This is a genomic window from Pseudoxanthomonas sp. GW2, assembly GCF_000283075.1.
Lineage (GTDB): Bacteria > Pseudomonadota > Gammaproteobacteria > Xanthomonadales > Xanthomonadaceae > Pseudoxanthomonas.
The window spans coordinates 1-23,491 of record NZ_ALIP01000111.1; the positions used below are offsets into that span (position 1 = coordinate 1).

Genomic DNA, 23,491 nt, shown 5'->3' on the forward strand with positions numbered 1-23,491 from the left:
GCGCGCGGCTGGCCTGCCCGCGCCTGCCGGCGCCGCGGCGGCCTTTTCCTTGCGCGGCGCACGCGGCGTGGCGCCGGGCACCGCAGCGGCGTTGCGCGCCAGTCCCGCGGCGCGGCGCAGTTCGCGCACGCTGCGCTCCAGCTCGGCGACCTTGCGGTGCACCGCGTCCACCTCGCTGCGCCCGGGCAGGCCAAGCAGCGCGCCCAGGCGCTCGACTTCCTGCTGCAGGCCCTGGCGCACGCGCATCAGCGCATTGGTCAGCGCCGCGTACTGCTGCTGGTATTCCTCCGAGAGCGCAGCCTCGGCCCAGGCCTCCTCGGCGGCGTCGATCCACAGGTCGAACAGCGCCCGCGCGCTGGCCAGCTGCTGCTCGGCGTTCTCCTGCCGCTGCTCCAGCAGGCGCTCGAAGCGGGCGAAGGCATCCTGGCCGATGCGCGACAGCAGCGCGGTGAACGCCTCGTTGCGCTCTTCCCACTCCTGCCAGGCCGCGGCCAGCGCCTGCAGGCGCTGCTGGTGCTCGCGCGCCGGGCCCAGGCCGGGACGGCCAAACCATTCGGAAGCCTGCTGCCGCAGCGGGCGCAGCACGGCCTCGACGAACGGGCGCACCTGGTCGGGCCAGCCGGCCACGGCCGCGCCCATGCCGCCGGGCAGGCCCTGGAACACGCCGGCGAAGGGACTGCCGTCCTGCCCGCCCAGCATCTGCCTCCAGGCCGCGGCGATCTCGGCGGCGCTGCCGCCGCCCTCGGCGAACTGCGCGGCCAGCTGCTGCATGCGCGCGTACCAGTCGAACGCGGCCGGCGCGGGCTCCTCCGCCGCTTCCGGCCGCAGGCCAACGCCGAGCAGTCCGCTCCATGTATCCCAGTACTGGCGCGCCAGCGAATCGAGGTCGCCGGGCGAAGATGCGTTGGCCATGAGCCTCTCCGGTGTCGCCGCCGATTCTAGCAGCGGCGGCGCGCGGGGCCCTTACGGCTTGGGAATATGGATGGTCTTGCTGATCATGAGCGAGCCGGACAGGGCGAACAGCAGCACCAGCGGGTGCAGCTGCCACGGCCCCAGCTGCCACTGGCCCCACCACAGGTCGGCGCCGATCCGGCCCTGCCAGGCGGCCACCGCCAGCACCACCACCAGCACCAGGCTGGTCGGGATCGGCGTGCCCTCGAAGTACTTCACCTTGCCCTCCTCGCCGGCCAGCTGCTCGGCGGTGACGTTGTAGCGCGCCAGGCGGCTGACGCCGCAGCCGACGAAGTACGACAGCACCAGCCAGTCCCAGCCGCCCTGCATGCCGCAGGCGTAGGCCAGCGCCGCCGGGGCCAGGCCAAAGGAGATCACGTCGGCCAGCGAGTCAAGCTCCCGGCCCAGGGTCGAGGACGACTTGCGCCAGCGCGCCACGCGCCCGTCCAGGGCATCGAAGATGAAGGCCGCGGGGATCAGCGCCATGCCGGCCAGCAGGTCGCCCACCCGGCCGTCCTGGAGGAAGCGCATCGCCGCGAACACCGCGCCGGTGCCGCAGAATGCGTTGGCCAGGGTGAACCAGTCGGCGAGCTGGAAGTCGCGCAGCATCGAGAAGTGGCGGGACATGCGTAAGGCCTGCGTGGGAGGCGCACAGGATACGCCCGCGGCGGTCGAAGCCGGGTGCGCGGCGGGGCTTCCGCCGCCGCGGGCGCTTGCTAAAGTCGTGGCGAGCCACCGGAGACGCCCATGCGCAACATCCTCATCACCGGCGCGGCCAGCGGCATCGGCGCCGGCATCGCCCGCGAGCTGGCGGCCGCGGGCCACCACCTGGTCGTCAGCGACCTGTCGGCCGAGGCGGCCGCCGTGGTCGCCGCGGAGATCCGCGCCGCCGGCGGTTCGGCCGAGGCGGTGGCGCTGGATGTGACCTCCGACGCCAGCGTGGCCCAGGCCCTGGCCTCGATCTCCTGCCCGGTGGAGGTGCTGGTCAACAACGCCGGGCTGCAGCACGTCGCGCCGCTGGAAGAGTTCCCGCCGGAGAAGTGGGACTTCCTGGTGCAGGTGATGCTGGTCGGCGTGGCCCGCCTGACCCGCGCGGTGCTGCCGGGCATGCGCGAGCGCGGCTACGGCCGCATCGTCAACATCGGCAGCATCCACGCCCTGGTCGCCAGCCCGTTCAAGAGCGCCTACGTGGCGGCCAAGCACGGCCTGGTCGGCTTCTCCAAGGTCATCGCCCTGGAGACCGCGGACACCGACATCACCATCAACACCATCTGCCCCAGCTATGTGAAGACCCCGCTGGTGGACAGCCAGATCGCGGCGCAGGCGCGCACCCGCGGCATCTCCGAGGAGGAGGTGGTGTCGCAGGTGATGCTCAAGCCCATGCCCAAGGGCGTGTTCATCGGCATGGACGAACTGGCCGGCACCACCGCGTTCCTGATCTCGCCGGCCGCGCGCAACATCACGGGCCAGTGCCTGGTGCTGGACGGCGGCTGGACCGCGCAGTAGCCGCGCGCCGTCGCCCATAAACCCGCCCTGCCCGCGCACCGTTTACGCTGCGCGGGCACGCAACCATGCGCGCCTGGCCGCACGCACCCCACCACGCCACATCGGTAAACCCGCCGCGCCTGCGCGCTTTACCGCGCGCCGCACGGATGCAGCGGTTGCCGCGCGTGATCGAACACATGCCCACCCACCGCCTGGCGATCCGTGGAACATCGGAACCATCGATCCGCACACCGCGGGACAGTGGCGAATTTTTCGCCAGGGATCTTGACGAGTCCGTCACACAAGGCGTCGCGGTGGTTATCCACATACTTGTCCGCGAACCATCCACAGGCGGTGTGGAAAACCGCGTCCCCGACCCCGCGGGGGCTGGCGAAAATTTCGCCACCCATCTTGACATGCTTGTGCCGCAAGCGCGCGCCGCGCTTATCCACACGCTTTTCCCGCTGCTTTCCACATCCGGTGTGGAAAACGGCGCGGGGCGTGGAACATCTCACATGCGCGACCAGTTCCAGGACTGCATGCGCCCGTCGCGGTACGGCATCACCCCGTGGAATGGCCGCGGGTCGCCGTCGAACACCAGCGGCAGGAAGTTGCGGTCGCCTTCCCACATCGGCAGCTCGTCCAGGCGTTCGATTTCCACCCACTCCAGCGTGCCCTCGGGATTGGACTGCAGTGGCGTGCCGGTCCAGCCGTCGATCACGAACACGAAGCCCAGCCAGTCCTCGCCGTGCTTGCCGAAGCCCGGCCAGCTGATGGTCCCGCGCAGCTGCATCGAGGTGCACTCGATGCCGGCCTCCTCGCGGATCTCGCGGCGCATGCCGGCAAGCACGTCCTCGTCACGCTCGATCTTGCCGCCCAGGCCGTTGTACTTGCCCAGCTGGTGGTCGTCCGGGCGCGCGTTGCGGTGGATCATCAGGACCTTCGAGCGGTCCGGCGAAAGCACGTAGCCGAGCGTGGCCACGATCGGGGTGTACGGCATGCAGTTCGGCCCCTGGCGGAAAGCGGCATTCTAGCCAGCGGCCCGCGCCGGGCCGCCGGCCGTCGTGTCAGCGCAGCAGGTGCGCGCGCAGGGCCTCGTACTCCGGCGGCACCGGCTCGGCCTGGGCCGGGCGCGCCAGCAGCTCGGCCAGGGCCGGCGGCACCTCCACCGGATGCCCGACCAGCGGCTCGACCACCGATTCGAACTTGGCCGGGTGCGCGGTGGCGGCAACCGCCCAGTCGCCATCGGTGCCGTCGGCGCGCAGCTCCTGCAGCACGTGCACCGCGGTGGCGGTATGCGGGCAGAACACCTCGCCGTGCTTCTGGCTGCGGGCCTGGATGGTGGCGCGGATGGTGTCGTCGCCGACCGAGATCGCGGTGAAGCCCTCGCGCAGCGCGGCCTCGTCGCCGCCGTAAAGCCACAGCAGGCGCTCGAAGTTGCTGGGCGCGCCCACGTCCATGGCGTTGGCGAGGGTGGCCACGCTGGGCCGCGGGCTGTAGGCGTCGCCGGCGAAGAACTCCGGCAGGACCCGGTTGGCATTGGTCGCCAGCACGATCCGCCCCAGCGGTGCGCCCAGCGCGCGCGCCAGGATCCCGGCCAGGGCGTTGCCGAGGTTGCCGGTGGGCACCACGAAGTTCAGCTCGCGCCCGGTCGCCGCGTGGTGGCTGAGCGATGCGTGCGCGTAGTAGCTCATCTGCGGCAGCAGCCGGCCCAGGCTGATGCTGTTGGCCGAACTCAGCGGCACCTGCGCCTGCAGCTCGGCGTCATTGAGCGCGCGCTTGACCAGGGCCTGGCAGTCGTCGAACGAACCGGCCACCCGCAGCGCCGAGACGTTGCCGCCGAAGCAGCCGAGCTGGTGCGCCTGGCGCGGCGAGACCCGGCCGTCCGGGTACAGCACCACCACGCGCAGGCCCGGCTGGCCATGGAACGCGGCGGCCACTGCGGCGCCGGTGTCGCCGGAGGTGGCCACCAGGATGGTCAGCGGCCGCTCCGCGCCGTGGCGGATGCGCGCCAGGCAGGCGGCGAGGAAGCGTGCGCCGACGTCCTTGAACGCGGCGGTGGGGCCATGGAACAGCTCCAGCACGTGGTCGCCCGGGGTGGCCAGCGGCACCAGCGGCACCGGGAAATCGAGCGCCTCGGCGCAGATCGCCGCCAGCTCCGGCTCCAGCGCGTCGCCGGCGAAAAACGGCGCCAGCAGCGCGGTGGTGGTCTCGGCCAGGCTGGCGCCAGGGCGCAGCTGGCGCGGCGCCGGCAGCGCCTGCGGCACGTACAGGCCGCCGTCGGGCGCGAGGCCGGCGGCAATGGCCTGGCTGAGGTTGACGGCGGGAGCGGCGTTGCGGGTGGAAACGAAGTTCATCATGGATCCGTCGGGGCCTGGGGCGACCGCGGCGCGGCCGGCGGTGGATGGGGGACGCGCGGCCGGCGCCGGCCGCGCATGGCGGTTACAGCAGGGTAGCGCCGGGGCTGTCCAGCGGCGCCACCCAGGCCTGGCTGTCCAGGCCGGCGGCGGCGAACGCCGCCTGCACCGCCGGGGCCGCGGCCTCGGCACTGGCGCGGCTTTCGAACCAGCCGAACACGCTGGGACCGGCGCCGGAAATGCTCGCACCCATCGCCCCGCCGTCCAGCATCGCCGCCTTGGCCGCGGCAAAGCCCGGGATCAGCGCGGCGCGGCGCGGCTCGACCAGCACGTCGCGCAGGCCGGCGCGCACCAGCGCGGCGTCGCCGGCATGGCAGCCGGCCAGCACCAGTGCCAGGTTCGCGCTCTGCGCCACGAACTCCGGCAGCGCATAGCTGCCGGCCAGGGCCTCGCGTGCCTTGCGCGTCTCCAGCACCGCTTCCGGGTGCACCAGCAGGCTGTGCCACGCCTCCGGCACCGGGATCCGCACCAGGCGGTCGGCGGTGGCCAGCACCAGCCCGCCCAGCAGCATCGGGCCGATGTTGTCGCCATGCCGGCCGCCGCTGGCCACCGCCTCGCCTTCCAGCGCGAACGGGTACAGCGCGTGCCGTGTCAGCGGCCGGTCCAGCAGTGCGTTGGCGGCCACCAGCGCGCCCACGCACGAGGCGGCCGAACCGCCCATGCCCGAGCCCAGGGCGATGCCCTTGTCGATCTCGACCTCGAAGCCGAACGGCAGCTGCAGCGCCCGGCGCATCGCCTCCAGGGCGACGCCGGCGGTGTTGCGCGAGGCTTCCAGCGGCAGCGGATGGGCGGCACCGCGGATCTGGCGGATGCGCACCTGCGGCTCGGCGATCCGGCGCACGGTGACCGTGTCGCCGGCGCCGGCCAGGGCGAAGCCGAGGATGTCGAAGCCCACCGCGGCGTTGCCGGCCGAGGCCGGGGCGAAGGCCGTGGCCTGGCGCTGCATCGCGTCGCCGCTCACAGGCGCGCCCCGCGGCCGGCGGCCACCCGCAGCAGGTCGGCGAACACGCCGGCGGCGGTCACCTCCGGGCCGGCGCCGGGGCCCTGCACCACCAGCGGGTTCTCGCAGTAGCGGCGGGTGGTGAACTGGACGATGTTGTCGGTCAGGCGCAGGTTGGCGAAGGCGTGGTCGCGCGGCACCTCGACCAGGCCGACCGAGGCCTTGCCCTGGGCATCCAGGCGCGCGACGTAGCGCAGCACGCTGTTGTTGGCCTGCGCCTGCGCCAGCCGCGCGGCGAAGCCGGCATCGACCTCGTGCAGGCGCGCCATGAAGTCGTCCACGCTGGACTCGCGCAGCGCGGCCGGGACCAGGCTCTCCACCTGCACGTCCTCGATGCTCAGCTCGCAGCCGGCCTCGCGCGCCAGGATCACCAGCTTGCGGCCGACGTCGGTGCCGGACAGGTCGTCGCGCGGGTCCGGCTCGGTGTAGCCCAGCGAACGCGCCTCGGCCACCAGCCTGGAGAACGGCACGCTGCCGTCGTAGCGGTTGAACAGCCAGGCCAGGGTGCCGGAGAAGATGCCCTCGATCGAGATGACCTTGTCGCCTGTGTCCAGCAGGTCGCGCAGGGTGGAGATCACCGGCAGGCCGGCGCCGACCGTGGCCTCGTAGCGGAAGCGCGCGCCGCTGGCCTGGGCGGCGGCGCGGATCTCGCGCCAGCGCTGCAGCGGGCCGGAGCCGGCCTGCTTGTTCGGGGTGACCACGTGGATGCCGGCGGCCAGCCACTGCGCGTAGCGGTCGGCCACCTGCGGGCTGCCGCTGCAGTCGACGATCACCATGTGCGGCAGGTGCGAATCCAGCAGGTGCGCGGTGAAGCGGTCCAGGTCCAGCGGCGCGCGAGCGGCGGCGTAGGCCTCGCGCCAGTCGCCCTCGATCCCGCGCGGATCCAGCAGCTGGCGGCTGCGCGAGGCGATCGCGCGCAGGCGCAGGTCCAGCCGCGCCCTATCCAGCAGCTTGCCGCGCGCGGCCATCAGCTGGTCCAGCAGGGCACCGCCGACGTTGCCCGGCCCGATCACGCCCACCGCGAAGGTCTGCGGCGACAGCCAGAACCCGGCATGCGCCGCGCGCAGGGCGCGGGTGGCCTGCTCGCTGTCGATCGCCACCGAGATGTTGCGCTCGGACGAGCCCTGGGCGATGGCGCGGATGTTGACCTGGGCGCGGCCCAGCGCGCCGAACAGGCGCGCGGCGATGCCCGGCTGCCCGGCCATGCCGTCGCCGACCGCGGCCAGCACGCTGATGCCCGGCACGTGCTGCACGCGCTGCACCTGGCCGATCGCCAGCTCGTGGGCGAAGGCGTTGAGCAGCGCCGCCTGGGCGCGCTCGGCGTCGTCCTGGCGGACCACGCAGCAGATCGAGTGCTCGGACGAGCCCTGCGAGATCATCACCACCGACACCCGCGCGTTGCGCAGCGCGGCGAACACGCGCTCGGCGGTGCCGGGCACGCCGATCAGGCCGGTGCCTTCGAGGTTCACCAGGGCCAGGTTCGGGCTCAGGGTCAGGCCCTTCACCGGCCGGGTCGGATCGCGCCCGGCGCTGATCCGGGTGCCCGGGTGCTCGGGCTGGAAGGTGTTGCGGATGACGATCGGCAGGCCGCGCTCGATCGCCGGGTACATGGTCTGCGGATGCACGACCTTGGCGCCGAAGTAGGCCAGCTCGCAGGCCTCGTCGTAGCTCAGCGACTCCAGCTGCACCGCCTCCGGCACCACCCGCGGGTCGGCCGAAAGCACGCCGTCCACGTCGGTCCAGATGTGCAGCTCGTCGGCCTCGAACAGGGCGGCGAAGATCGCGCCGGAGAAGTCGCTGCCGTTGCGGCCGAGTGTGGTGACGCGGCCGTTGCGGTCGCGCGCCACGAAGCCGGTGGCCACCACCCGCCGCTGCGGGTTGGCCTGGCGCCAACGCGCCAGTTTCTCCGCGCTGCGCGCCCAGTCCACGTCCACGCCCAGTTCGCCGTGGGTGACCACCAGCACCTCGCGCGCGTCCAGCACCGCGCAGTCCTCGCCCAGCGCGCGCAGGTGCATGCCCAGCAGCTGCGCCGAGTACACCTCGCCCAGGCCCTGCACCCGCTGCAGCACTTCCTCCGGCAGGCTGCCGAGCACGTGCACCGCCTCCAGCACCCGCGCCAGCTCGTCGAAGCGCTGGTCGATCCACTCCACCGCGTCGCCGGCGTGCTCGGCCAGCAGGGCCACGGCCGCGCTGCGGTGGCGCGCGCGCAGGTCGTGCCAGGCGTCGTGCCAGTCCGGCTCGCCCTCGCCCGCCGCCGCGGAGGCATGGGCCAGGGCGATCAGCGCGTCGGTGACGCCCTTCATCGCCGAGACCACGGTGACCTGGATGTCCTCGTCGCGCGCCAGCAGCAGCCGGGCGACGTGGCGGTAGCGCTCGGCATCGGCCACGGAAGTGCCGCCGAACTTGTGCACGACGGTGCGGACGGCGGACGGGCGCGGGAGGGATTCGGACGGACTTGCGACTGCGGCAGACGACATCGGAGACCTCGGTTGTGAGGCCCAGCGCGCGTATCGGTGCGGGTCGCCCCGCGCCTGATCCAGGTGCGGGGCCGTGGGTTTCGCAGTTACACGAACACGACGGGCCGCACCGGGCGGGTAATACCGGTGGCGGTGGTAATCGCGGTGGTAATGCCGGTGACCGGCGCGCACGCACGCATCCGCCGCGGCGGCGGAAGGAGGACGGCGGTGGCGTTGCGGTTCGACATGGCCGTCAAGAGGACACGATGCACAGGGGCCGTGTCAAGTGCTGCAACGCCACATCCGCGGAAAAATTTCCGTTGCTAAAGAAACAGTTAGCGCGCATGGCCGGGTACGGCACCAGCGTCGGCAACGCCTGCCAGGCGATTCACGGCTGCGCTTTCGCCACCGGATCCAATACCACCACCAGCAACGTCGCCAGCGGCCCCAGCAGCAGCGACGCCAGCCACCATCCCAGGCCGCTGCGGCCCTTGGCCTGCGCCAGGCCCGCGTTGATCAGCGACAGGGTGCCCCACCCCACGAAGAACTCCGAGCTGGCCTGCATGCATCTTCCTCCTTGCGTTTGCCCCTGTTTCCGGGCGCATGCCGCACGCGCGGCGCGGCTGGCCCGCCTGCGCCGGCAGCGCCCCGCCCGGGACCGCTACCTGCGGTCCTCCTCGTACTGCTCGGCCCCGGGCACCGGTGCCAGCCACGGCTCGCGGCGCTTGACCCACAGCTCGCAGCCCGGCACCAGGCCGGACGGGGCCTGCGCCAGCACGCCGAGCTTGATCTCCGCTTCCTTCGCGTCGAGCGAGAACACCGGCGAGGCGCAGGCCTTGCAGGCGCGCTGCCCGCGGAATTCCGTGGTCTGCCCCGCGTGTTCGAAGCGCTCGGCCGGCCACACCCCGTACCAGGTGAACGCCGAACCGCTCTCCCGGCGGCAGTTGGCGCAGTGGCAGATGCCGACGCGCAACGGCTCCCCGCGCGCGAGCACGCGGACCTGGCCGCACAGGCAGGTGCCCTCGTAGGTCTTCATCGCATCGGCGCCGGCTGGAGGGAGACACAGCTTGCTACATGCGCTGCGCGGCGTGCCAGCCCGGCGGTGATGCAATGGCGGAGGCCGCGGGCGCAGCGGTGCGGGTTCCGCAGGCCAGGGCCCATGGCGCGGGCGGGAAGGATGGCAGCCCCGACACGATTCGAACGTGCGACCTTCCCCTTAGGAGGGGGACGCTCTATCCAGCTGAGCTACGGGGCCAGGACGGCGGATTGTCGCATGGCGCATGCGCGCGGCCAATCCACCCGGGCAGGGGCGCATTGCACGCCGCGGTGCACCAGGGTGCGCCTGCCGCCATTGCTAGAATCGGCCCACGCAATCCGGCCGGTGCGCGCCAGCGTGGCGCGCACCGGCCTGCATCCACCTTCCAGGAGATTCCATGTCCGCATCGCTGCTCCAGGCCCTGGGCCTTGGCGCCACCAATTCCGGCACCTACCTCGGCGACGGCCGCTGGTCCGACGCCACCGGCGCGGGCGTGCTGCGCCCGGCCAACCCGACCACCGGCGAGGTGATCGCCGAGGTCCACGCCACCACCGAGGCCGACTACGAGGCGGTGATCGCCCGCGCCCAGGAAGCCTTCAAAGCCTGGCGCACCACCCCGGCGCCGCGCCGCGGCGAGGCCATCCGCCTGTGCGGCGAGGCCCTGCGCCGGAACAAGGACGCGCTGGGCTCGCTGGTCGCGCTGGAGATGGGCAAGTCCAAGGCCGAAGGCGACGGCGAGGTGCAGGAGATGATCGACATCGCCGACTTCGCCGTGGGCCAGAGCCGCATGCTCTACGGCTACACCATGCATTCGGAGCGCCCCGGCCACCGCATGTACGAGCAGTACCACCCGCTGGGCCTGGTCGGCATCATCTCGGCCTTCAACTTCCCGGTCGCGGTGTGGAGCTGGAACTCGTTCCTGGCCGCGATCTGCGGCGACGTCTGCATCTGGAAGCCGTCCAACAAGACCCCGCTGACCGCCATCGCGGCGATGAAGATCTGCAACGAGGCGCTCAAGGCCGGCGGCTTCCCGGACATCTTCTTCCTGATCAACGACGCCGGCACCGCGCTGTCGGAGAAGCTGGTCGAGGACCGCCGCGTGCCGCTGATCAGCTTCACCGGCTCCACCCAGGTCGGCCGCATCGTCAACGAGAAGGTCGCCCGCCGCCTGGGCCGCTGCCTGCTGGAGCTGGGCGGCAACAACGCCATCATCCTGGACGAGAGCGCGGACCTGAAGCTGGCGATCCCGGGCATCGTGTTCGGCGCGGTCGGCACCGCCGGCCAGCGCTGCACCACCACCCGCCGCCTGATCGTGCACGAATCCATCTACGACACCGTGCTCGACACCCTGGTCAAGGCCTACAAGCAGGTCGAAGGCAAGATCGGCGATCCGCTGGATACCAACAACCTGATGGGCCCGCTCAACAGCGCCGAGGCCGTGCAGCAGTACCTGGCCACGATCGAGAAGGCCAAGGCCGCCGGCGGCACCGTGGTCACCGGCGGGCGCAAGCTGGACCGCCCCGGCCACTTCGTGCTGCCGACCATCATCACCGGCCTGGACAACAGCGATCCGGTGGTGCAGCACGAGACCTTCGCCCCGATCCTGTACGTGATGAAGTACGGCTCGCTGGAGGAGGCCATCGAGATGCAGAACGGCGTGCCCCAGGGCCTGTCCTCGGCGATCTTCACCCAGGACCTGAAGGCGGCGGAGAAGTTCCTGTCCGCGGCCGGCAGCGACTGCGGCATCGCCAACGTCAACATTGGCACCTCCGGCGCCGAGATCGGCGGCGCGTTCGGCGGCGAGAAGGACACCGGCGGCGGCCGCGAGTCCGGCTCGGATGCGTGGAAGGTCTACATGCGCCGGCAGACCAACACCATCAACTACTCCGACGCCCTGCCGCTGGCCCAGGGCATCAAGTTCGACCTGTAAGCGGCACCCGCGCCGGCGGCGGCCAAGCCGCCGCCGGTCGCACCGCGCGGCTCCGGCATTCCGGCCGGGCCGCGCCCCGCAACCGGCACGTGGCCGTTGCAGCCGGCATGGAGGTTCCAGTGGCGGAAGACCTCAGCCCCACCACCCGCTTCAGCGACCGCGTCGCCGACTACGTCCGCTACCGGCCTGGCTATCCGCCGGCGCTGCTGCAATGGCTGCGCGAGGAACACGGCGTGGACGCTGGCTGGCCGGTGGCCGACATCGGCGCCGGCACCGGCATTTCCGCGAAACTGTTCCTCGATGCAGGCCACCCGGTGGTCGCGGTGGAGCCCAACGCCGCCATGCGCCAGGCGGCGGTCGACTGGCTGGGCAAGCATCCGCGCTTCCGCGCGGTCGATGGCCGCGCCGAGGCCACCACCCTGGACGATGACAGCGTCGGCCTGGTCTCGGCGGCGCAGGCCTTCCACTGGTTCGACCAACAGGCGGTGAAGCCGGAATGGCGCCGCATCCTGCGCCCGGGCGGGTTGGTGGCGGTGTACTGGAACTCGCGCCGGCTGGCCGGCACGCCCTTCCTGGAAGGCTACGAGCGCCTGCTGCGCGAGTACGGGCTGGACTACACCAGCGTGTCCGAGCGCTACGGCGACGACGCGCACATGCGCCGCTGGTTCGGCCGCGGCCTGCGCGGCCTGGCCCGCTTCCCGCATTCGCAGCGGCTGGACCTGGAGGCGCTGCGCGGGCGCCTGCTGTCCTCCTCCTACGCCCCGCGCCCCGGCCATCCCCGGCACGCGCCGATGATGGCCGCGCTGGACGGGCTGTTTGCCGCCACCGCGGTGGACGGCCGCGTCGATTTCGATTACGACACGCGCATCTTCGTCGGCACCCCGGACTGAGATGCGCATCGCCGCCATTTCCGACATCCATGGCAACCTGCCCGCGCTGGAGGCGGTGCTGGCCGACATCGCCCGCCGCGGCTGCGACCTCACCGTGAACCTCGGCGACATCGTCTCCGGCCCGCTGTGGCCGCGCGAGACCCTGGAGCGGCTGGTCCCCCTGGACCTGCCCACCATCGCCGGCAACCACGAGCGCCAGCTGCTGGGCAACCCGGCCGGGCTGGCCCCCTCCGACGCCCACGCCCGCCAGGCGCTCACCGCCGCGCAGCTGGACTGGATCCGCGCCCTGCCCCCGCGCCTGCGCCTGGACGAGGTGCTGCTGTGCCATGGCACCCCGGGCAGCGACCTGCAGTACCTGCTGGACGACATCGCCCCACCGGTGCTGGTCGCGGCCAGCGCCCACGCCGTGGCTGCGCGCCTGGACCACCCCGACGCCGCCGGCGCGGCGGTGGTGCTGTGCGGGCATTCGCATACCCCGCGCCAGCTGCGCCTGGACGACGGCCGCCTGGCCTGCAATCCCGGCAGCGTCGGCCTGCCGGCATTCGATACGGAGTACCCGGTGCGCCACCAGTCCGGCACCGGCACCCCGCACGCCCGCTACGCCGTGCTGGAGCGGCGCGGGGGCGGCTGGCACGCCGACCTGGTGGCCGTGGAGTACGACCACCAGGCCGCTGCGCACCGGGCCGCGGAGCTGGGCCGCGCGGACTGGGCCCATGCCCTGCGCACCGGGCGCATGCCCTGAACCGCGGCGGCGCCGCGGGTTTCTGGAATAATCGCCCCTGCGCGCCGCCACGGCCGCCCCGACCCCCCCAGGAAACCGAATGAACCAGATCCCCAAGACCAGCCCCCTGGCCGTCACCAGCCTCGTCACTGGCCTGCTCGGCTGGACGCTGCTGCCGCTGCTGGGTTCGCTGGTGGCCATCGTCACCGGGCACATGGCCCGTTCCGAGATCCGCCGTTCCGGCGGCACCCTCGACGGCGACGGCATGGCCCTGGTCGGCCTGGCCCTGGGCTGGGCGCCGGTGGTGCTGGGCCTGCTCGGCCTGATGGTGGTGTTCCTGTTCCTGGGCGGCGTGGCCTGGCTGGCCTCGGTGGGCTGATGTCGATCTATTCCCTGGCCCGGCCCTTCCTGTTCGGCGCCGACGCCGAGCGCGCCCATGGCCTGGGCCTGAAGGCGCTGGAGCTGGCCCATGCCAGCGGCACCATCGCCTTGCTGGCGCGCCGCAGCGCACCGCTGCCGACCCGCGTGCTGGGCCTGACCTTCCCCAATCCCGTCGGCCTGGCCGCCGGCCTGGACAAGAACGGCGCCCACATCGACGCGCTGCTGGCGCTGGGCTTCGGCTTCGTCGAGGTCGGCACCGTGACCCCGCGCCCGCAGCCCGGCAACCCGAAGCCGCGCATGTTCCGCCTGCCGGCGGCGCAGGCGGTGATCAACCGCCTGGGCTTCAACAACGACGGCGTGGACGTGCTGGTGCGCAACGTCGAGCGCGCGCAACGCAAGGGCGGCCTGCTGGGCATCAACATCGGCAAGAACAAGGACACCGCCAACGAGGACGCCGCCAGCGACTACCTGTACTGCCTGGAACGCGTCTACCCGCTGGCCGACTACGTCACCGTCAACATCTCCTCGCCCAACACCGCCGGCCTGCGCGAGCTGCAGGAGGAGCAGGCGCTGCGGCGCCTGGTCGGCACCCTGCGCGAGGCGCAGGAGCGGCTGGCCGCGCAGCACGGCAAGCGCGTGCCGGTGCTGGTCAAGATCGCCCCGGACCTGAGCGACAACGACATCGACGCCGCCGCGCGGGTGCTCTCCGACCTGGCCGTGGACGGCGTGATCGCCACCAACACCACGGTCGACCGCGCCCGGGTCCAGGGCCTGCCGCATGCGCAGGAGGCCGGCGGCCTGTCCGGCGCGCCGCTGATGGACCAGGCCACCTTCGTGCTGCGCCGCCTGCGCGCGCGCCTGCCCGAGTCGATCCCGCTGGTGGGCGTGGGCGGCATCCTCTCCGGGGCCGACGCGGTGGCCAAGATGGCCGCCGGCGCGGTCCTGGTGCAGTGCTACACCGGGCTGGTCTACCGCGGCCCGGAGCTGGTGGCCGAATGCGTGGACGCGATGCGCCGGCGCAAGGAAGCCCCCAGCCGCGGCACCGCCGACGCATGATCCCGCCGGCATGACTGCTCTCTACCAGCTGGTCCGCGACGCGGACCTCACCGCGCGCAACACCTTCCGCGTGCCCGCTCGCGCGCCCTGGCTGCTGCAGGTCAACGACAGCACCACCCTGCCCGAGACGCTGGTCCTGGACCAGCTGCGCGGCCTGCCGCTGCTGCCGCTGGGCGGCGGCAGCAACCTGCTGTTCGCCGGCGACGCGCCTGGCGCGGTGCTGGTGATGGGCGGCCGCCGGGTGGAACTGCTGCACGACGACGGCGGGCGCGTGCGCGTGCGCGCCGAGGCCGGCGCGGAGTGGCACGGCCTGGTGATGTGGTCGGTGGAGCAAGGCCTGCGCGGCCTGGAGAACCTGGCCCTGATCCCCGGCAGCGTCGGCGCCGCGCCGATCCAGAACATCGGCGCCTATGGCGTGGAGGTCGGCGAGCACATCGCCGCGGTGGAGGCCTGGGACCTGCAGGCCGGTGGCTGGGTGCGGCTGGACCGCACCGCCTGCGCCTTCGGCTACCGCGACAGCGCGTTCAAGCGCCAGCCCGGGCGCTGGATCGTGGCCGCGGTGGAATTCGAGCTGTCGCGCACCGCCGCGCCGCGCCTGGACTACGCCGGACTGGCCGACGAGCTGGCCGCCATGGGCGCCTCCGCGCCCGGCCCGCGCGAGGTGGCCGAGGCGGTGATCCGCATCCGCCGGCGCAAGCTGCCGGACCCGGCACGGGTCGGCAACGCCGGCAGCTTCTTCAAGAACCCGATCGTGCCGCAGGCGCTGGCCGAGGCGCTGCGCGCCGCGCACCCGGCGCTGCCGGTATTCCCCGGCGACGCGGCCGGTACCCGCAAGCTGTCGGCCGGCTGGCTGATCGACGCCTGTGGCTGGAAGGGCTTCCGCGACGGCGACGCCGGGGTGTCCGCCGGCCACGCCCTGGTGCTGGTCAACCACGGCCGCGCCACCGGCCTGCAGCTGCTGGACCTGGCCCGGCGCATCGCCGCCTCGGTGCGGGAACGCTTCGGGGTGGCGCTGGAACCGGAGCCACGCCTGGTCGGCGCGGACTGGGGAAGCTGATGTCTTCCGCGCGCCGCCCGCTTCCGGTACCGCTGCGTGCCGCGCTGCTGATGCTGGGCAGCACCGCGCTGTTCGGACTGATGGTGGTGGCGATCCGGCTGGCCTCGGCCAGCCTGCACACCTTCGAGGTGGCGTTCTTCCGCAACTTCTTCGGCCTGCTGGCGGCGCTGCCGCTGCTGCTGCGCCACGGCCCCGGGCTGCTGCGCACGCAGCACTTCCCGCGCTACCTGTTCCGCTGCCTGGTCGGCATCTGCTCGATGCTGGCCGGCTTCTGGGCGATCGGCCACCTGCCGCTGGCGCAGGCGATCTCGCTGTCCTACTCCACCCCGCTGTTCGCCACCATCGCCGCGGCGGCGATGCTGGGCGAGCGCGTGCGCGCGCGGCGCTGGGCCGCGGTTGTGCTGGGCTTCATCGGCGTGCTGCTGATCGTGCGCCCCGGCACCACCGGCTTCAGCACCGGCACCCTGGTGGCGGTGATGGCGGCGCTGCTGTCGGCGATCGTCGCCATCCAGATCAAGCAGCTGTCGGCCACCGAGCCGGCCGACCGCATCGTGATCTGGACCACCCTGTTGTGGGTGCCGATGTCGCTGGTGCCGGCGCTGGGCGTGTGGACCTGGCCGCAGGGCACCGCCTGGCTGTGGGTGGTGGCCGCCGGCATGTTCGGCACCGGCGGGCACATGCTGTGGACGCGCGCACTGAAGCTGGGCGAGGTCTCGGCGCTGACCCCGATCGGCTTCATGCAGCTGCCGATCGTGGCGGTGTTCGGCTGGCTGCTGTTCGACGAGGCGATCGATGCCTGGACCCTGGCCGGCGCGCTGGTGATCCTGGCCGCCAACGCCTACATCGCGCACCGCGAGGCGGTGCTCGCGCGGCGCGCGGCGACCGGCGCCCCGACCACCGCGGCCAAGCCCGGCGAGTGAGGTGAAAAATTTTTCGGGAAATCCTTGCCCAGCCGCTTCGATATCCAGTATGATGCGCGCCCTGTCGGGGTGTAGCTCAGGCTGGTAGAGCGCTACGTTCGGGACGTAGAGGTCGCAGGTTCGAATCCTGTCTCCCCGACCAATCTTCAAGCGGTACGCAGACCGGCCTCGCGCCGGTTTTTGCTTTCCGGGATCCGGAAAAACCGCAGCCGCCGCGAGGCCATCGCATGCATGCATCCCCTTCCGCAGGCGCGGCCAGGACTTCCGGGCGCGCGCTGGTGCTGGCCGGCATCGTGCTGGCCGCGTTCAACCTGCGTACCGCGGTCACCTCGCTGACCCCGCTGCTGGACGTGCTGGGCCGCGAGTTCGGCTTCGGCCCGGCCTTCGCCGGCCTGCTGGGCATGGTCCCCACCGCCGCCTTCGCCGCCGCCGGCGTCGGCACCCCGCGCCTGGCGCACCGGCTGGGCCTGGAACGCACCGCGGCGCTGTCCATGGGCCTGGCCAGCGCCGGCCTGCTGTGGCGCGCCCTGGGCGGCTCCAGCGCCGCCCTGCTGGCCGCCTCGGCCGTGGCCCTGGCCGGCATGGGCATCGGCAACGTGATCCTGCCGCCACTGGTCAAGCGCTACTTCCCCGAGCGCGTGGGCACGCTCAGCTCGCTGTACATCACCGTGCTGCAGGTCGGCACCATCCTGCCGGCGCTGCTGGCGGTGCCGGTGGCCACCGCGGCCGGCTGGCGGGCGTCGCTGGGCCTGTGGACGCTGCTGGCGCTGGCCGCGCTGCTGCCGTGGCTGCTGGTGCTGCGCCGCGAACGCGAGCCCGGCAGCGAACTGGCGCGGGTGCACGAGGCGGCGGTGCGGCCCGGCGACGCGGCGCCGGAACTGCCGGCGGCCGCCCGCGGCCGGGTCTGGCGCACCGCCCTGGGCTGGGGCATGGCGCTGATGTTCGGCATGACCTCGCTGGTGACCTATGCACTGTTCACCTGGCTGCCGGGGCTGATGGTCGAGGCCGGCGCCAGCGCCGCGTTCGGCGGCACCATGCTGGCGCTGTTCTCGGCCCTGGGCCTGGCCAGCGCGCTGGTGATGCCGGCGCTGGCCGCGCGCCTGCGCAATCCCTACCCCATCGCCCTGCTGTGCGCGGGCTGCCACCTGGCCGGCTTCGCCGGGCTGTACTGGGCGCCGCTGGCCGCGCCGGTGCTGTGGGTGTCGCTGCTGGGCCTGGGCCCGGGCACCTTCCCGCTGGCGCTGACCCTGGTGAACCTGCGCACGCGCTCGCCGGCCGGCTCGGCGGCGCTGTCCGGCTTCACCCAGGGCGTGGGCTACGCGCTCAGCTGCCTGGGCCCGCTGCTGTTCGGCCTGCTGCACGCGCGCAGCCACGGCTGGGGCGCCTCGTTCGCGTTCCTGGCCGGGTGCGTGCTGCTGATGCTGTGCGGCGCCTGGGCGGCGTGCCGCCCGGGCCACCTCGAGGACCGCTGGTAAGGCCTACTCGTCCGCCTGCGCCAGCAGGTCCGGGTGCCGCACCTGGCCCTCGCCGCGGACCACGAAGCGCTCCACGGTCAGCGCCTCCAGGCCCATCGGGCCGTAGCTGTGCAGGCGCGTGGTGGAGATGCCGATCTCCGCGCCCAGGCCCAGCTCGCCGCCGTCGGAGAAGCGCGAGGAGGCGTTGACCATCACCACCGCCGAGCGCAGCGCCTGCACGAAGCGCTCGGCGTGGCTGGCGTCGGCGGTGACGATCACCTCGGTGTGGTCGGAGGTGTAGCGCTGGATGTGCTCGATGGCTTGCTCCAGGCCGTCGACCACGCGCACCGCCAGGATCAAGTCCAGGTATTCGGCGGCGTAGTCGTCCTCGGTGGCCTCGACCATGTCCGGCACGATCGCGCGGCTGCGCTCGCAGCCGCGCAGCTCGACCCCGCGCCCGCGCAGTTCGCGCGCCGCGCGCGGCAGGAACGAGGCGGCCACGTCGGCGTGCACCAGCAGGGTTTCCAGCGAGTTGCACGCGGCCGGTCGCGAGACCTTGCCGTCGACCAGCAGTTCCAGGGCGATGCCCAGGTCGGCCGGCGCGTCCACGTACTGGTGGCACACGCCCTTGTAGTGCTTGATCACCGGCACCCGCGCGTGCTCGGCCACGAACCGGATCAGGCCCTCGCCGCCGCGCGGGATCACCAGGTCGACGATGTCGTTGAGCTGGATCAGCTCGAGGATGGTTTCCCGGCGCAGGTCCTCGACCAGGGTGACCACCGCCTCCGGCAGCCCGGCCTCGCGCAGGGCGCGCTTGAGCGCGGCGGCGATGGCGGTGTTGGAATGGATCGCCTCCCAGCCGCCGCGCAGGATCACCGCGTTGCCGGCCTTCAGGCACAGCGCGGCGGCGTCGGCGGTCACGTTGGGGCGGGCCTCGTAGATCATCGCGATCACGCCCAGCGGCACGCGCACGCGCTCGACGTGGATGCCGTTGGGGCGGTCGTAGGCGCGGGTCACCTGGGCCACCGGGTCCGGCAGTTCCGCCACCTCGCGCAGCGCGTTGGCCACGCCCTGCAGGCGCTTGTCGTCCAGGCGCAGGCGGTCCTGCATGGCAGCGCCCACGCCCTTGGCCACCGCCGCCTCGATGTCGCGCGCGTTGGCCTCCAGGATCGCGGCCGCGTCGGCCTCCAGCGCATCGGCCATCGCCCGCAGCAGCGCGTTCTTGCCTTCCGTGGACAGTTGGGCGATGGCCAGCGCGGCTTCGCGCGCCTGCAGTGCCTGGGTCTTGATGTCGCTCATGGTCGTTCCCTGCTCCTGGTTCGGTCCGGGCCATGCCGCGCCGGCCGGGGCTGGCGCCGGCTCAGGCCGGCAGCAGCACCAGGTCGTCGCGGTGGATCACGTTGCCGCCGTAGTTGTAGCCCAGGATCGACTCGATGTCGCGCGAGTGGCGGCCGGCGATGCGGGCCACGTCCACCGCCGAGTACTGGCTGATGCCGCGGGCCACGGCGCGCACGCCGCCGTCCCCGCGCACCACCACCTCGACCATGTCGCCGCGCCGGAACTCGCCCTCGGCCGCGACCACGCCGCCGGGCAGCAGCGAGGCGCCCTTGGCCGCCAGCGCGGCGGCGGCGCCGGCGTCGACCACGATCCGCGCCCCCCGCTCCACCGGCGCGTGCCGCAGCCAGTACTTGCGCGCGGCGATGCGGCTGCGCGCGGCGCGGATGCGGGTGCCATGCAGGCGGTCGTGGACCAGCTCGCGCACCACCTCCGGGCGGCGGCCGTTGAACAGCACGGTGTCGATGCCGGCCGCGCCGGCCTTGGCCGCGGCCTCCAGCTTGGTGCGCATGCCGCCGGTGCCCACGGCGCTGCCGCTGCCGCCGGCCATGGCCAGCACTTCCGCGGTCAGCTCGGCCACCTCGGGCACCAGCCGGGCCTGCGGGTTGCCGCGCGGATTGGCGTCGTACAGGCCGTCGATGTCGGTGGCGATGAACAGCACGTCGGCATCGATCAGGGCCGCGACGATCGCCGCCAGGTTGTCGTTGTCGCCCAGCTTGAGCTCGTCCACCGAGACGGTGTCGTTCTCGTTGACCACCGGCAGCGTGCCCAGCGCCAGCAGCTCCTTGAGGGTGGCGCGGGCGTTGAGGTAGCGGCGGCGGTTGCGCAGGTCGTCGTGGGGCAGCAGCACCTGCGCCACCGGGCGCTCGAAGAAGCGCTGCCACAGCTCGATCAGGCGTGCCTGGCCCAGCGCGGCCAGCGCCTGGCGCTGGGCGATGGCGGCGCCGGCCTCGGCCGCGCGCGGCAGGATGGCGCGGCCGGCGGCGACCGCGCCGGAGGACACGACCACCACCTCGCGCCCGGCCAGCACCGAGGAGGACACGAACTGTGCCAGGCCCAGGGCGAAGCGCGGCGACAGCCCGCCGCCATCGGCGGCCAGCAGGCTGCTGCCGACCTTCAGCACGGCACGGCGCCAGGCCGGCAGCGGTTGCAGGTGCAGGGACAGGGCCGCGTCGCTCATGCCAGGCCCTTGCCCCGCGCGGCCAGGGTCCACTCGCGCGCCTCCAGGCTGGAACTGCCGGTCAGCGCCAGCGGATCGGCGGCGGCGACGGCCTGGGCCTCGCCAAGGCTGGCGAGCCCGCGCAGCACATAGGCGCCGCCGCTGCCGTCGGCGAACGGACCGGAAGCGGCCAGCAGGCCGCGCGCGTCCAGGTCGTCCAGGTACGCCAGGTGCGGCGCGACCACGGCCGGGTCGAAGCCCGGGCGGCGCATGGCGATGACGAGGTAGTGCTTCATGGTGCGTCCTTCCTGTCGGCAAACCGTCGTTGCACTTCCGCGGACGGCGCGCCGCCCGCGTCTACCACTGCGCCAGCCGGCCCCTTACAGGGCGGCCCAGCGCGCTTCCAGCTCGGCCAGGCGCAGGTCCGCGGCCGCGCCGGGCGAGGTGCGCGCGGCCAGGCTGCCTTCCGGCGTGCGCCCCTGCCCCGCGGTGTCGGCGCTGGCCGCGGCGGCCTTGTAGGCCTCGCGGAACGGCACGCCGGCGATCGCGGCCTCGACCGCCACGTCGGTGGCATACATGCCCGAGTCGATCGCCGCGCGCAGCTTGTCCCCGCGCCACTCCAGGTTGGCCAGCAGCGCCGGCAGCAGTTCCAGCGCGGCCAGGCCGCGGGCGAAGCCGTGCACGATCGCGCCCTTGGAGGACTGCAGGTCGCGCTGGTAGCCGGAGGGCAGCGACAGCAGCTGCTCGATCTCGGTGCGCGCGGCGGCCACGCTGGCGTGGGTGGCGCGCATCAGCTCGATCACGTCCGGGTTGCGCTTGTTGGGCATGATCGAGCTGCCGGTGGTGTACTGCGGCGGCAGCGCGACGAAGCCGAACTCGGCGGTGGTGTACAGCGACAGGTCCCAGGCCAGGCGGCGCAGGTCCAGGGTCGCGCTGCCGAGGGCCTCCAGCGCGGCCAGCTCGAACTTGCCGCGCGACAGCTGCGCGTACACCGGGCTGACCTGCATGCGCGCGAAGCCCAGCGCGGCGGTGGTGTGTTCGCGGTCCAGCCTGAGGTTGACGCCGTAGCCGGCAGCCGTGCCCAGCGGGTTGCAGTCCACCAGCTTCAGCGTGTCGGCGGCGCGGATGGCGTCGTCGATGAAGGCCTCGGCCCAGCCGGCCCACCACATGCCGGCCGAGGACACCACGGCGCGCTGGATGTGGGTGTAGCCCGGGATCGGCAGGGCCTTCTCGGCGGGGGCGCGGTCCAACGCCACCCGCGCGACCTCGCGCGACAGCTGCGCCACCCGCGCCAGCTTCTCCTTCAGCCACAGCCGGGTGGCGACCAGGATCTGGTCGTTGCGGCTGCGGCCGGTGTGGATCTTGCGACCTGCATCGCCCAGGCGCTCGGTCAGGCGCGACTCGATCGCCGAGTGGCAGTCCTCGTAGCGCTCGTCGAGCACGAAGGCGCCGCTGCGGAAGTCCTCGGCCAGGATCGCCAGTTCGCGCTTGAGCCCTTCCAGCTCTTCGGCCGAGAGGATGCCGATGCGCTGCAGTCCCTCGGCGTGCGCGGTGCTGGCGGCGATGTCGTGCAGGAAGAACTCGCGGTCCAGGACCACGTCGTCGCCGGCGAGGAAACGCTGGATCTGCGCGTCCACCGCCACGCCGGGCTTCTGCCACAGCAGCTCAGCCATGGGCACTCTCCTTGAAGGCCGGGATCGAGGCCAGTTCCGGCAGTCCCAGCGCGATGTTGATGTTCTGCATGGCCTGGGTGGCCGCGCCCTTGAGCAGGTTGTCGAGGGTGGCCACCACCACCAGGCGCTTGCCGCCCGGGGCCACGGTGAAGCCGCCGATCTCCACGCCGTGGCGGCCGGCGATGCGGCTCACCCACGGCGCATGCTCCAGCACCTGCACCAGCGGCTCGCCGGCGTAGCGCTGCTCGTAGCGCGCGCGCACCCAGTCGGCCTTGAGCGGCTCGGCCAGCCACATGTTCACGGTCATGGTGATGCCGCGGAAGTGCGGGGCCACGTGCGGCATGAACTCCACCGGGACCCGCAGCTGCGCGGAGACCTCGCGCTCGTGGATGTGGTCGGCCAGCGCGTACGGCATCAGGTTGTCGCGCAGCAGCTCGGGGTTGTTGCGGTCCGAGGGAGTGGTGCCGGCGCCGGAGTAGCCGGACACGCCGAAGCACTGCGGCGGGCCGGCCAGGTACTCGAGCATCGGCCAGATCGCCAGCTGCATCGCGGTGGCGTAGCAGCCGGGATTGCTGATCCGCTTCTGACCCTGGTAGCCGCCGCGGGTGATCTCCGGCAGGCCGTAGTACCAGGCCGGGTCGAAGCGGTGGTCGGCCGACAGGTCGACCACCAGGGTGTCCGGGGCCTGGGCATCGATGCCGGCGACGATCTCGCCGGACTTGCCGTTGGGCAGCGCCAGCACCACCACGTCCGCGCCCTTGGCCGCGACCTGTTCGTGGGCCAGGTTCTCGAAGCGCAGTTCGCCCTGGTAGGCGTCGTTGTGGTCGGCCACGCGCTGGCCGTCCAGCTCGCGCGAGGACACGAACGCCAGCTCCAGCTGCGGGTGGGCCGCCACCAGGCGGATCAGCTCGGCGCCGGTATGCCCGCGGGCGCCGACGATGCCGATGGAATACTTCCTGCTCATGCGTGCGAATCCAGTCGGAACCGGAGGTGGCTGCGCACCCCCGGCCATTCGGTGTCGATGATGGAGAACACGACGGAATCGCGCAGCGTTCCGTCGGCGTGGCGCTTGTGGTTGCGCAGGACGCCTTCCTGCTTCGCGCCCAGGCGCTCGATGGCCTGGCGCGAACGGTGGTTGAACCAGCTGGTCTCGAAGAACACCGCGGCGCAGCCCATCACCTCGAAGGCGTGCTGCAGCAGCATCAGCTTGCACTCGGTGTTGACCCCGGTGCGCTGCACCCGCGGCGCATACCAGGTGTAGCCGATGCCCAGCCGCGGTACCTGCGGGTCCAGGCCGTACAGGCGGGTGGTGCCGACCACCTCGCCGGCGGCGTCGCGCACGGCGAAGGCCAGCGCCTGGCCCGCCTCCTGCGCGGCCACGGCGGCGGCGACGTAGGCCTCGACCTGCTCCGGCGCCGGCACGCTGGCGTACCAGAGCCGGTGCAGGCCGCCTTCCTCTGCCGCCACGCGCAGGCCGTCGACATGGCCGGCGTGCAGCGGCTCGAGCACCGCGTGCCGCCCGGCCAGCACCGGGGCGTGGCGCCAGGCCTGGGGGGATGGCGCGGCCATG

The 23,491-nt window shown here is 72.9% G+C and carries 24 protein-coding genes and 2 tRNA genes; 10 read left to right on the top strand and 16 right to left on the bottom strand.

The window, feature by feature from the left end; all coding sequences use genetic code 11:
* Both phaE and B351_RS0108685 read right to left on the bottom strand, forming a co-directional pair.
* Positions 1-912, bottom strand: a 912-nt coding sequence (gene phaE / locus B351_RS16535; protein WP_019398648.1) for a class III poly(R)-hydroxyalkanoic acid synthase subunit PhaE, incomplete at its 3' end; no start/stop codon positions are given.
* Positions 913-963: 51 nt separating this feature from the next.
* On the bottom strand, positions 964-1,578 hold the full coding sequence (locus tag B351_RS0108685; RefSeq protein ID WP_019398649.1) for a phosphatidylcholine/phosphatidylserine synthase: 615 nt from the start codon (positions 1,576-1,578) through the stop codon (positions 964-966).
* 120 nt (positions 1,579-1,698) lie between these two features.
* On the opposite strand from B351_RS0108685, the gene B351_RS0108690 reads away from it, so the two are divergent.
* Positions 1,699-2,457 carry a 3-hydroxybutyrate dehydrogenase gene (locus B351_RS0108690; RefSeq protein ID WP_019398650.1) on the top strand — a complete coding sequence of 253 codons (759 nt, stop codon included), beginning with the start codon at positions 1,699-1,701 and terminating at the stop codon, positions 2,455-2,457.
* Positions 2,458-2,947: 490 nt separating this feature from the next.
* Here the strand turns inward: B351_RS0108690 and B351_RS0108695 are convergent, their stop codons facing one another.
* The 8 genes from B351_RS0108695 to B351_RS0108730 form a co-directional block, all read right to left on the bottom strand.
* On the bottom strand, positions 2,948-3,436 hold the full coding sequence (locus B351_RS0108695; RefSeq protein ID WP_019398651.1) for an 8-oxo-dGTP diphosphatase: 489 nt from the start codon (positions 3,434-3,436) through the stop codon (positions 2,948-2,950).
* A gap of 67 nt (positions 3,437-3,503) precedes the next feature.
* Positions 3,504-4,796: a threonine synthase gene (gene thrC, locus B351_RS0108700; protein WP_026010521.1), complete on the bottom strand. Its 1,293-nt coding sequence runs from the start codon at positions 4,794-4,796 to the stop codon at positions 3,504-3,506.
* Between the two features lie 82 nt (positions 4,797-4,878).
* A complete protein-coding gene (locus tag B351_RS0108705; protein WP_050992165.1) occupies positions 4,879-5,799 on the bottom strand; it encodes a homoserine kinase in 921 nt (306 codons plus the stop codon).
* Between the two features lie 11 nt (positions 5,800-5,810).
* On the bottom strand, positions 5,811-8,330 hold the full coding sequence (gene thrA, locus B351_RS0108710; protein WP_026010522.1) for a bifunctional aspartate kinase/homoserine dehydrogenase I: 2,520 nt from the start codon (positions 8,328-8,330) through the stop codon (positions 5,811-5,813).
* A gap of 86 nt (positions 8,331-8,416) precedes the next feature.
* Positions 8,417-8,557, bottom strand: coding sequence for a hypothetical protein (locus tag B351_RS17645; protein ID WP_019398655.1), 141 nt, complete (start codon positions 8,555-8,557; stop codon positions 8,417-8,419).
* 140 nt (positions 8,558-8,697) lie between these two features.
* Positions 8,698-8,874 (bottom strand): hypothetical protein, encoded by a 177-nt coding sequence (locus B351_RS17795; protein ID WP_019398656.1) that lies wholly within the window; start codon positions 8,872-8,874, stop codon positions 8,698-8,700.
* A gap of 96 nt (positions 8,875-8,970) precedes the next feature.
* A complete protein-coding gene (locus B351_RS0108725) occupies positions 8,971-9,345 on the bottom strand; it encodes a GFA family protein (protein ID WP_019398657.1) in 375 nt (124 codons plus the stop codon).
* Between the two features lie 142 nt (positions 9,346-9,487).
* Positions 9,488-9,564: transfer RNA gene (locus B351_RS0108730), tRNA-Arg, on the bottom strand.
* Between the two features lie 178 nt (positions 9,565-9,742).
* Here B351_RS0108730 and B351_RS0108735 point away from each other — a divergent pair.
* The 9 genes from B351_RS0108735 to B351_RS0108775 all read left to right on the top strand — a co-directional run bounded on the left by B351_RS0108735 (position 9,743) and on the right by B351_RS0108775 (position 17,775).
* Positions 9,743-11,275, top strand: coding sequence for an aldehyde dehydrogenase family protein (locus B351_RS0108735; RefSeq protein ID WP_019398658.1), 1,533 nt, complete (start codon positions 9,743-9,745; stop codon positions 11,273-11,275).
* 107 nt (positions 11,276-11,382) lie between these two features.
* On the top strand, positions 11,383-12,165 hold the full coding sequence (locus tag B351_RS0108740; RefSeq protein ID WP_198006213.1) for a class I SAM-dependent methyltransferase: 783 nt from the start codon (positions 11,383-11,385) through the stop codon (positions 12,163-12,165).
* Position 12,166: 1 nt separating this feature from the next.
* Positions 12,167-12,907, top strand: coding sequence for a metallophosphoesterase (locus B351_RS0108745; protein ID WP_019398660.1), 741 nt, complete (start codon positions 12,167-12,169; stop codon positions 12,905-12,907).
* Positions 12,908-12,986: 79 nt separating this feature from the next.
* Entirely contained in the window at positions 12,987-13,265 is a 279-nt protein-coding gene (locus B351_RS0108750; protein WP_019398661.1) for a DUF4190 domain-containing protein, read from the top strand.
* Between the two features lie 5 nt (positions 13,266-13,270).
* Positions 13,271-14,323: a quinone-dependent dihydroorotate dehydrogenase gene (locus B351_RS0108755; RefSeq protein WP_026010523.1), complete on the top strand. Its 1,053-nt coding sequence runs from the start codon at positions 13,271-13,273 to the stop codon at positions 14,321-14,323.
* 10 nt (positions 14,324-14,333) lie between these two features.
* Positions 14,334-15,380, top strand: a complete 1,047-nt coding sequence (gene murB / locus B351_RS0108760; RefSeq protein ID WP_019398663.1) for a UDP-N-acetylmuramate dehydrogenase — start codon at positions 14,334-14,336, stop codon at positions 15,378-15,380.
* On the top strand, positions 15,380-16,300 hold the full coding sequence (locus B351_RS0108765; RefSeq protein WP_019398664.1) for a DMT family transporter: 921 nt from the start codon (positions 15,380-15,382) through the stop codon (positions 16,298-16,300). Before murB ends, B351_RS0108765 begins: the two co-directional genes overlap by 1 nt.
* Before the next feature lie 65 nt (positions 16,301-16,365).
* Positions 16,366-16,442, top strand: a tRNA-Pro gene (locus B351_RS0108770).
* Between the two features lie 85 nt (positions 16,443-16,527).
* Positions 16,528-17,775, top strand: a complete 1,248-nt coding sequence (locus B351_RS0108775) for an MFS transporter (protein WP_026010524.1) — start codon at positions 16,528-16,530, stop codon at positions 17,773-17,775.
* Positions 17,776-17,778: 3 nt separating this feature from the next.
* Here the strand turns inward: B351_RS0108775 and B351_RS0108780 are convergent, their stop codons facing one another.
* From B351_RS0108780 to B351_RS0108805, 6 genes are all read right to left on the bottom strand, one after another.
* Complete coding sequence (locus B351_RS0108780) at positions 17,779-19,053, bottom strand: glutamate-5-semialdehyde dehydrogenase (RefSeq protein WP_019398666.1); 1,275 nt, start codon at positions 19,051-19,053, stop codon at positions 17,779-17,781.
* Positions 19,054-19,114: 61 nt separating this feature from the next.
* Entirely contained in the window at positions 19,115-20,269 is a 1,155-nt protein-coding gene (gene proB, locus B351_RS0108785; protein ID WP_019398667.1) for a glutamate 5-kinase, read from the bottom strand.
* Positions 20,266-20,544 (bottom strand): YciI family protein, encoded by a 279-nt coding sequence (locus tag B351_RS0108790; RefSeq protein WP_019398668.1) that lies wholly within the window; start codon positions 20,542-20,544, stop codon positions 20,266-20,268. Before B351_RS0108790 ends, proB begins: the two co-directional genes overlap by 4 nt.
* A gap of 84 nt (positions 20,545-20,628) precedes the next feature.
* Positions 20,629-21,921 (bottom strand): argininosuccinate lyase, encoded by a 1,293-nt coding sequence (argH, locus tag B351_RS0108795; protein WP_019398669.1) that lies wholly within the window; start codon positions 21,919-21,921, stop codon positions 20,629-20,631.
* Complete coding sequence (gene argC, locus B351_RS0108800; protein WP_019398670.1) at positions 21,914-22,885, bottom strand: N-acetyl-gamma-glutamyl-phosphate reductase; 972 nt, start codon at positions 22,883-22,885, stop codon at positions 21,914-21,916. The genes argH and argC overlap by 8 nt, the downstream gene beginning before the upstream one ends.
* Positions 22,882-23,490, bottom strand: a complete 609-nt coding sequence (locus tag B351_RS0108805; RefSeq protein WP_026010525.1) for a GNAT family N-acetyltransferase — start codon at positions 23,488-23,490, stop codon at positions 22,882-22,884. Before B351_RS0108805 ends, argC begins: the two co-directional genes overlap by 4 nt.
* Position 23,491 lies beyond the last annotated feature (1 nt).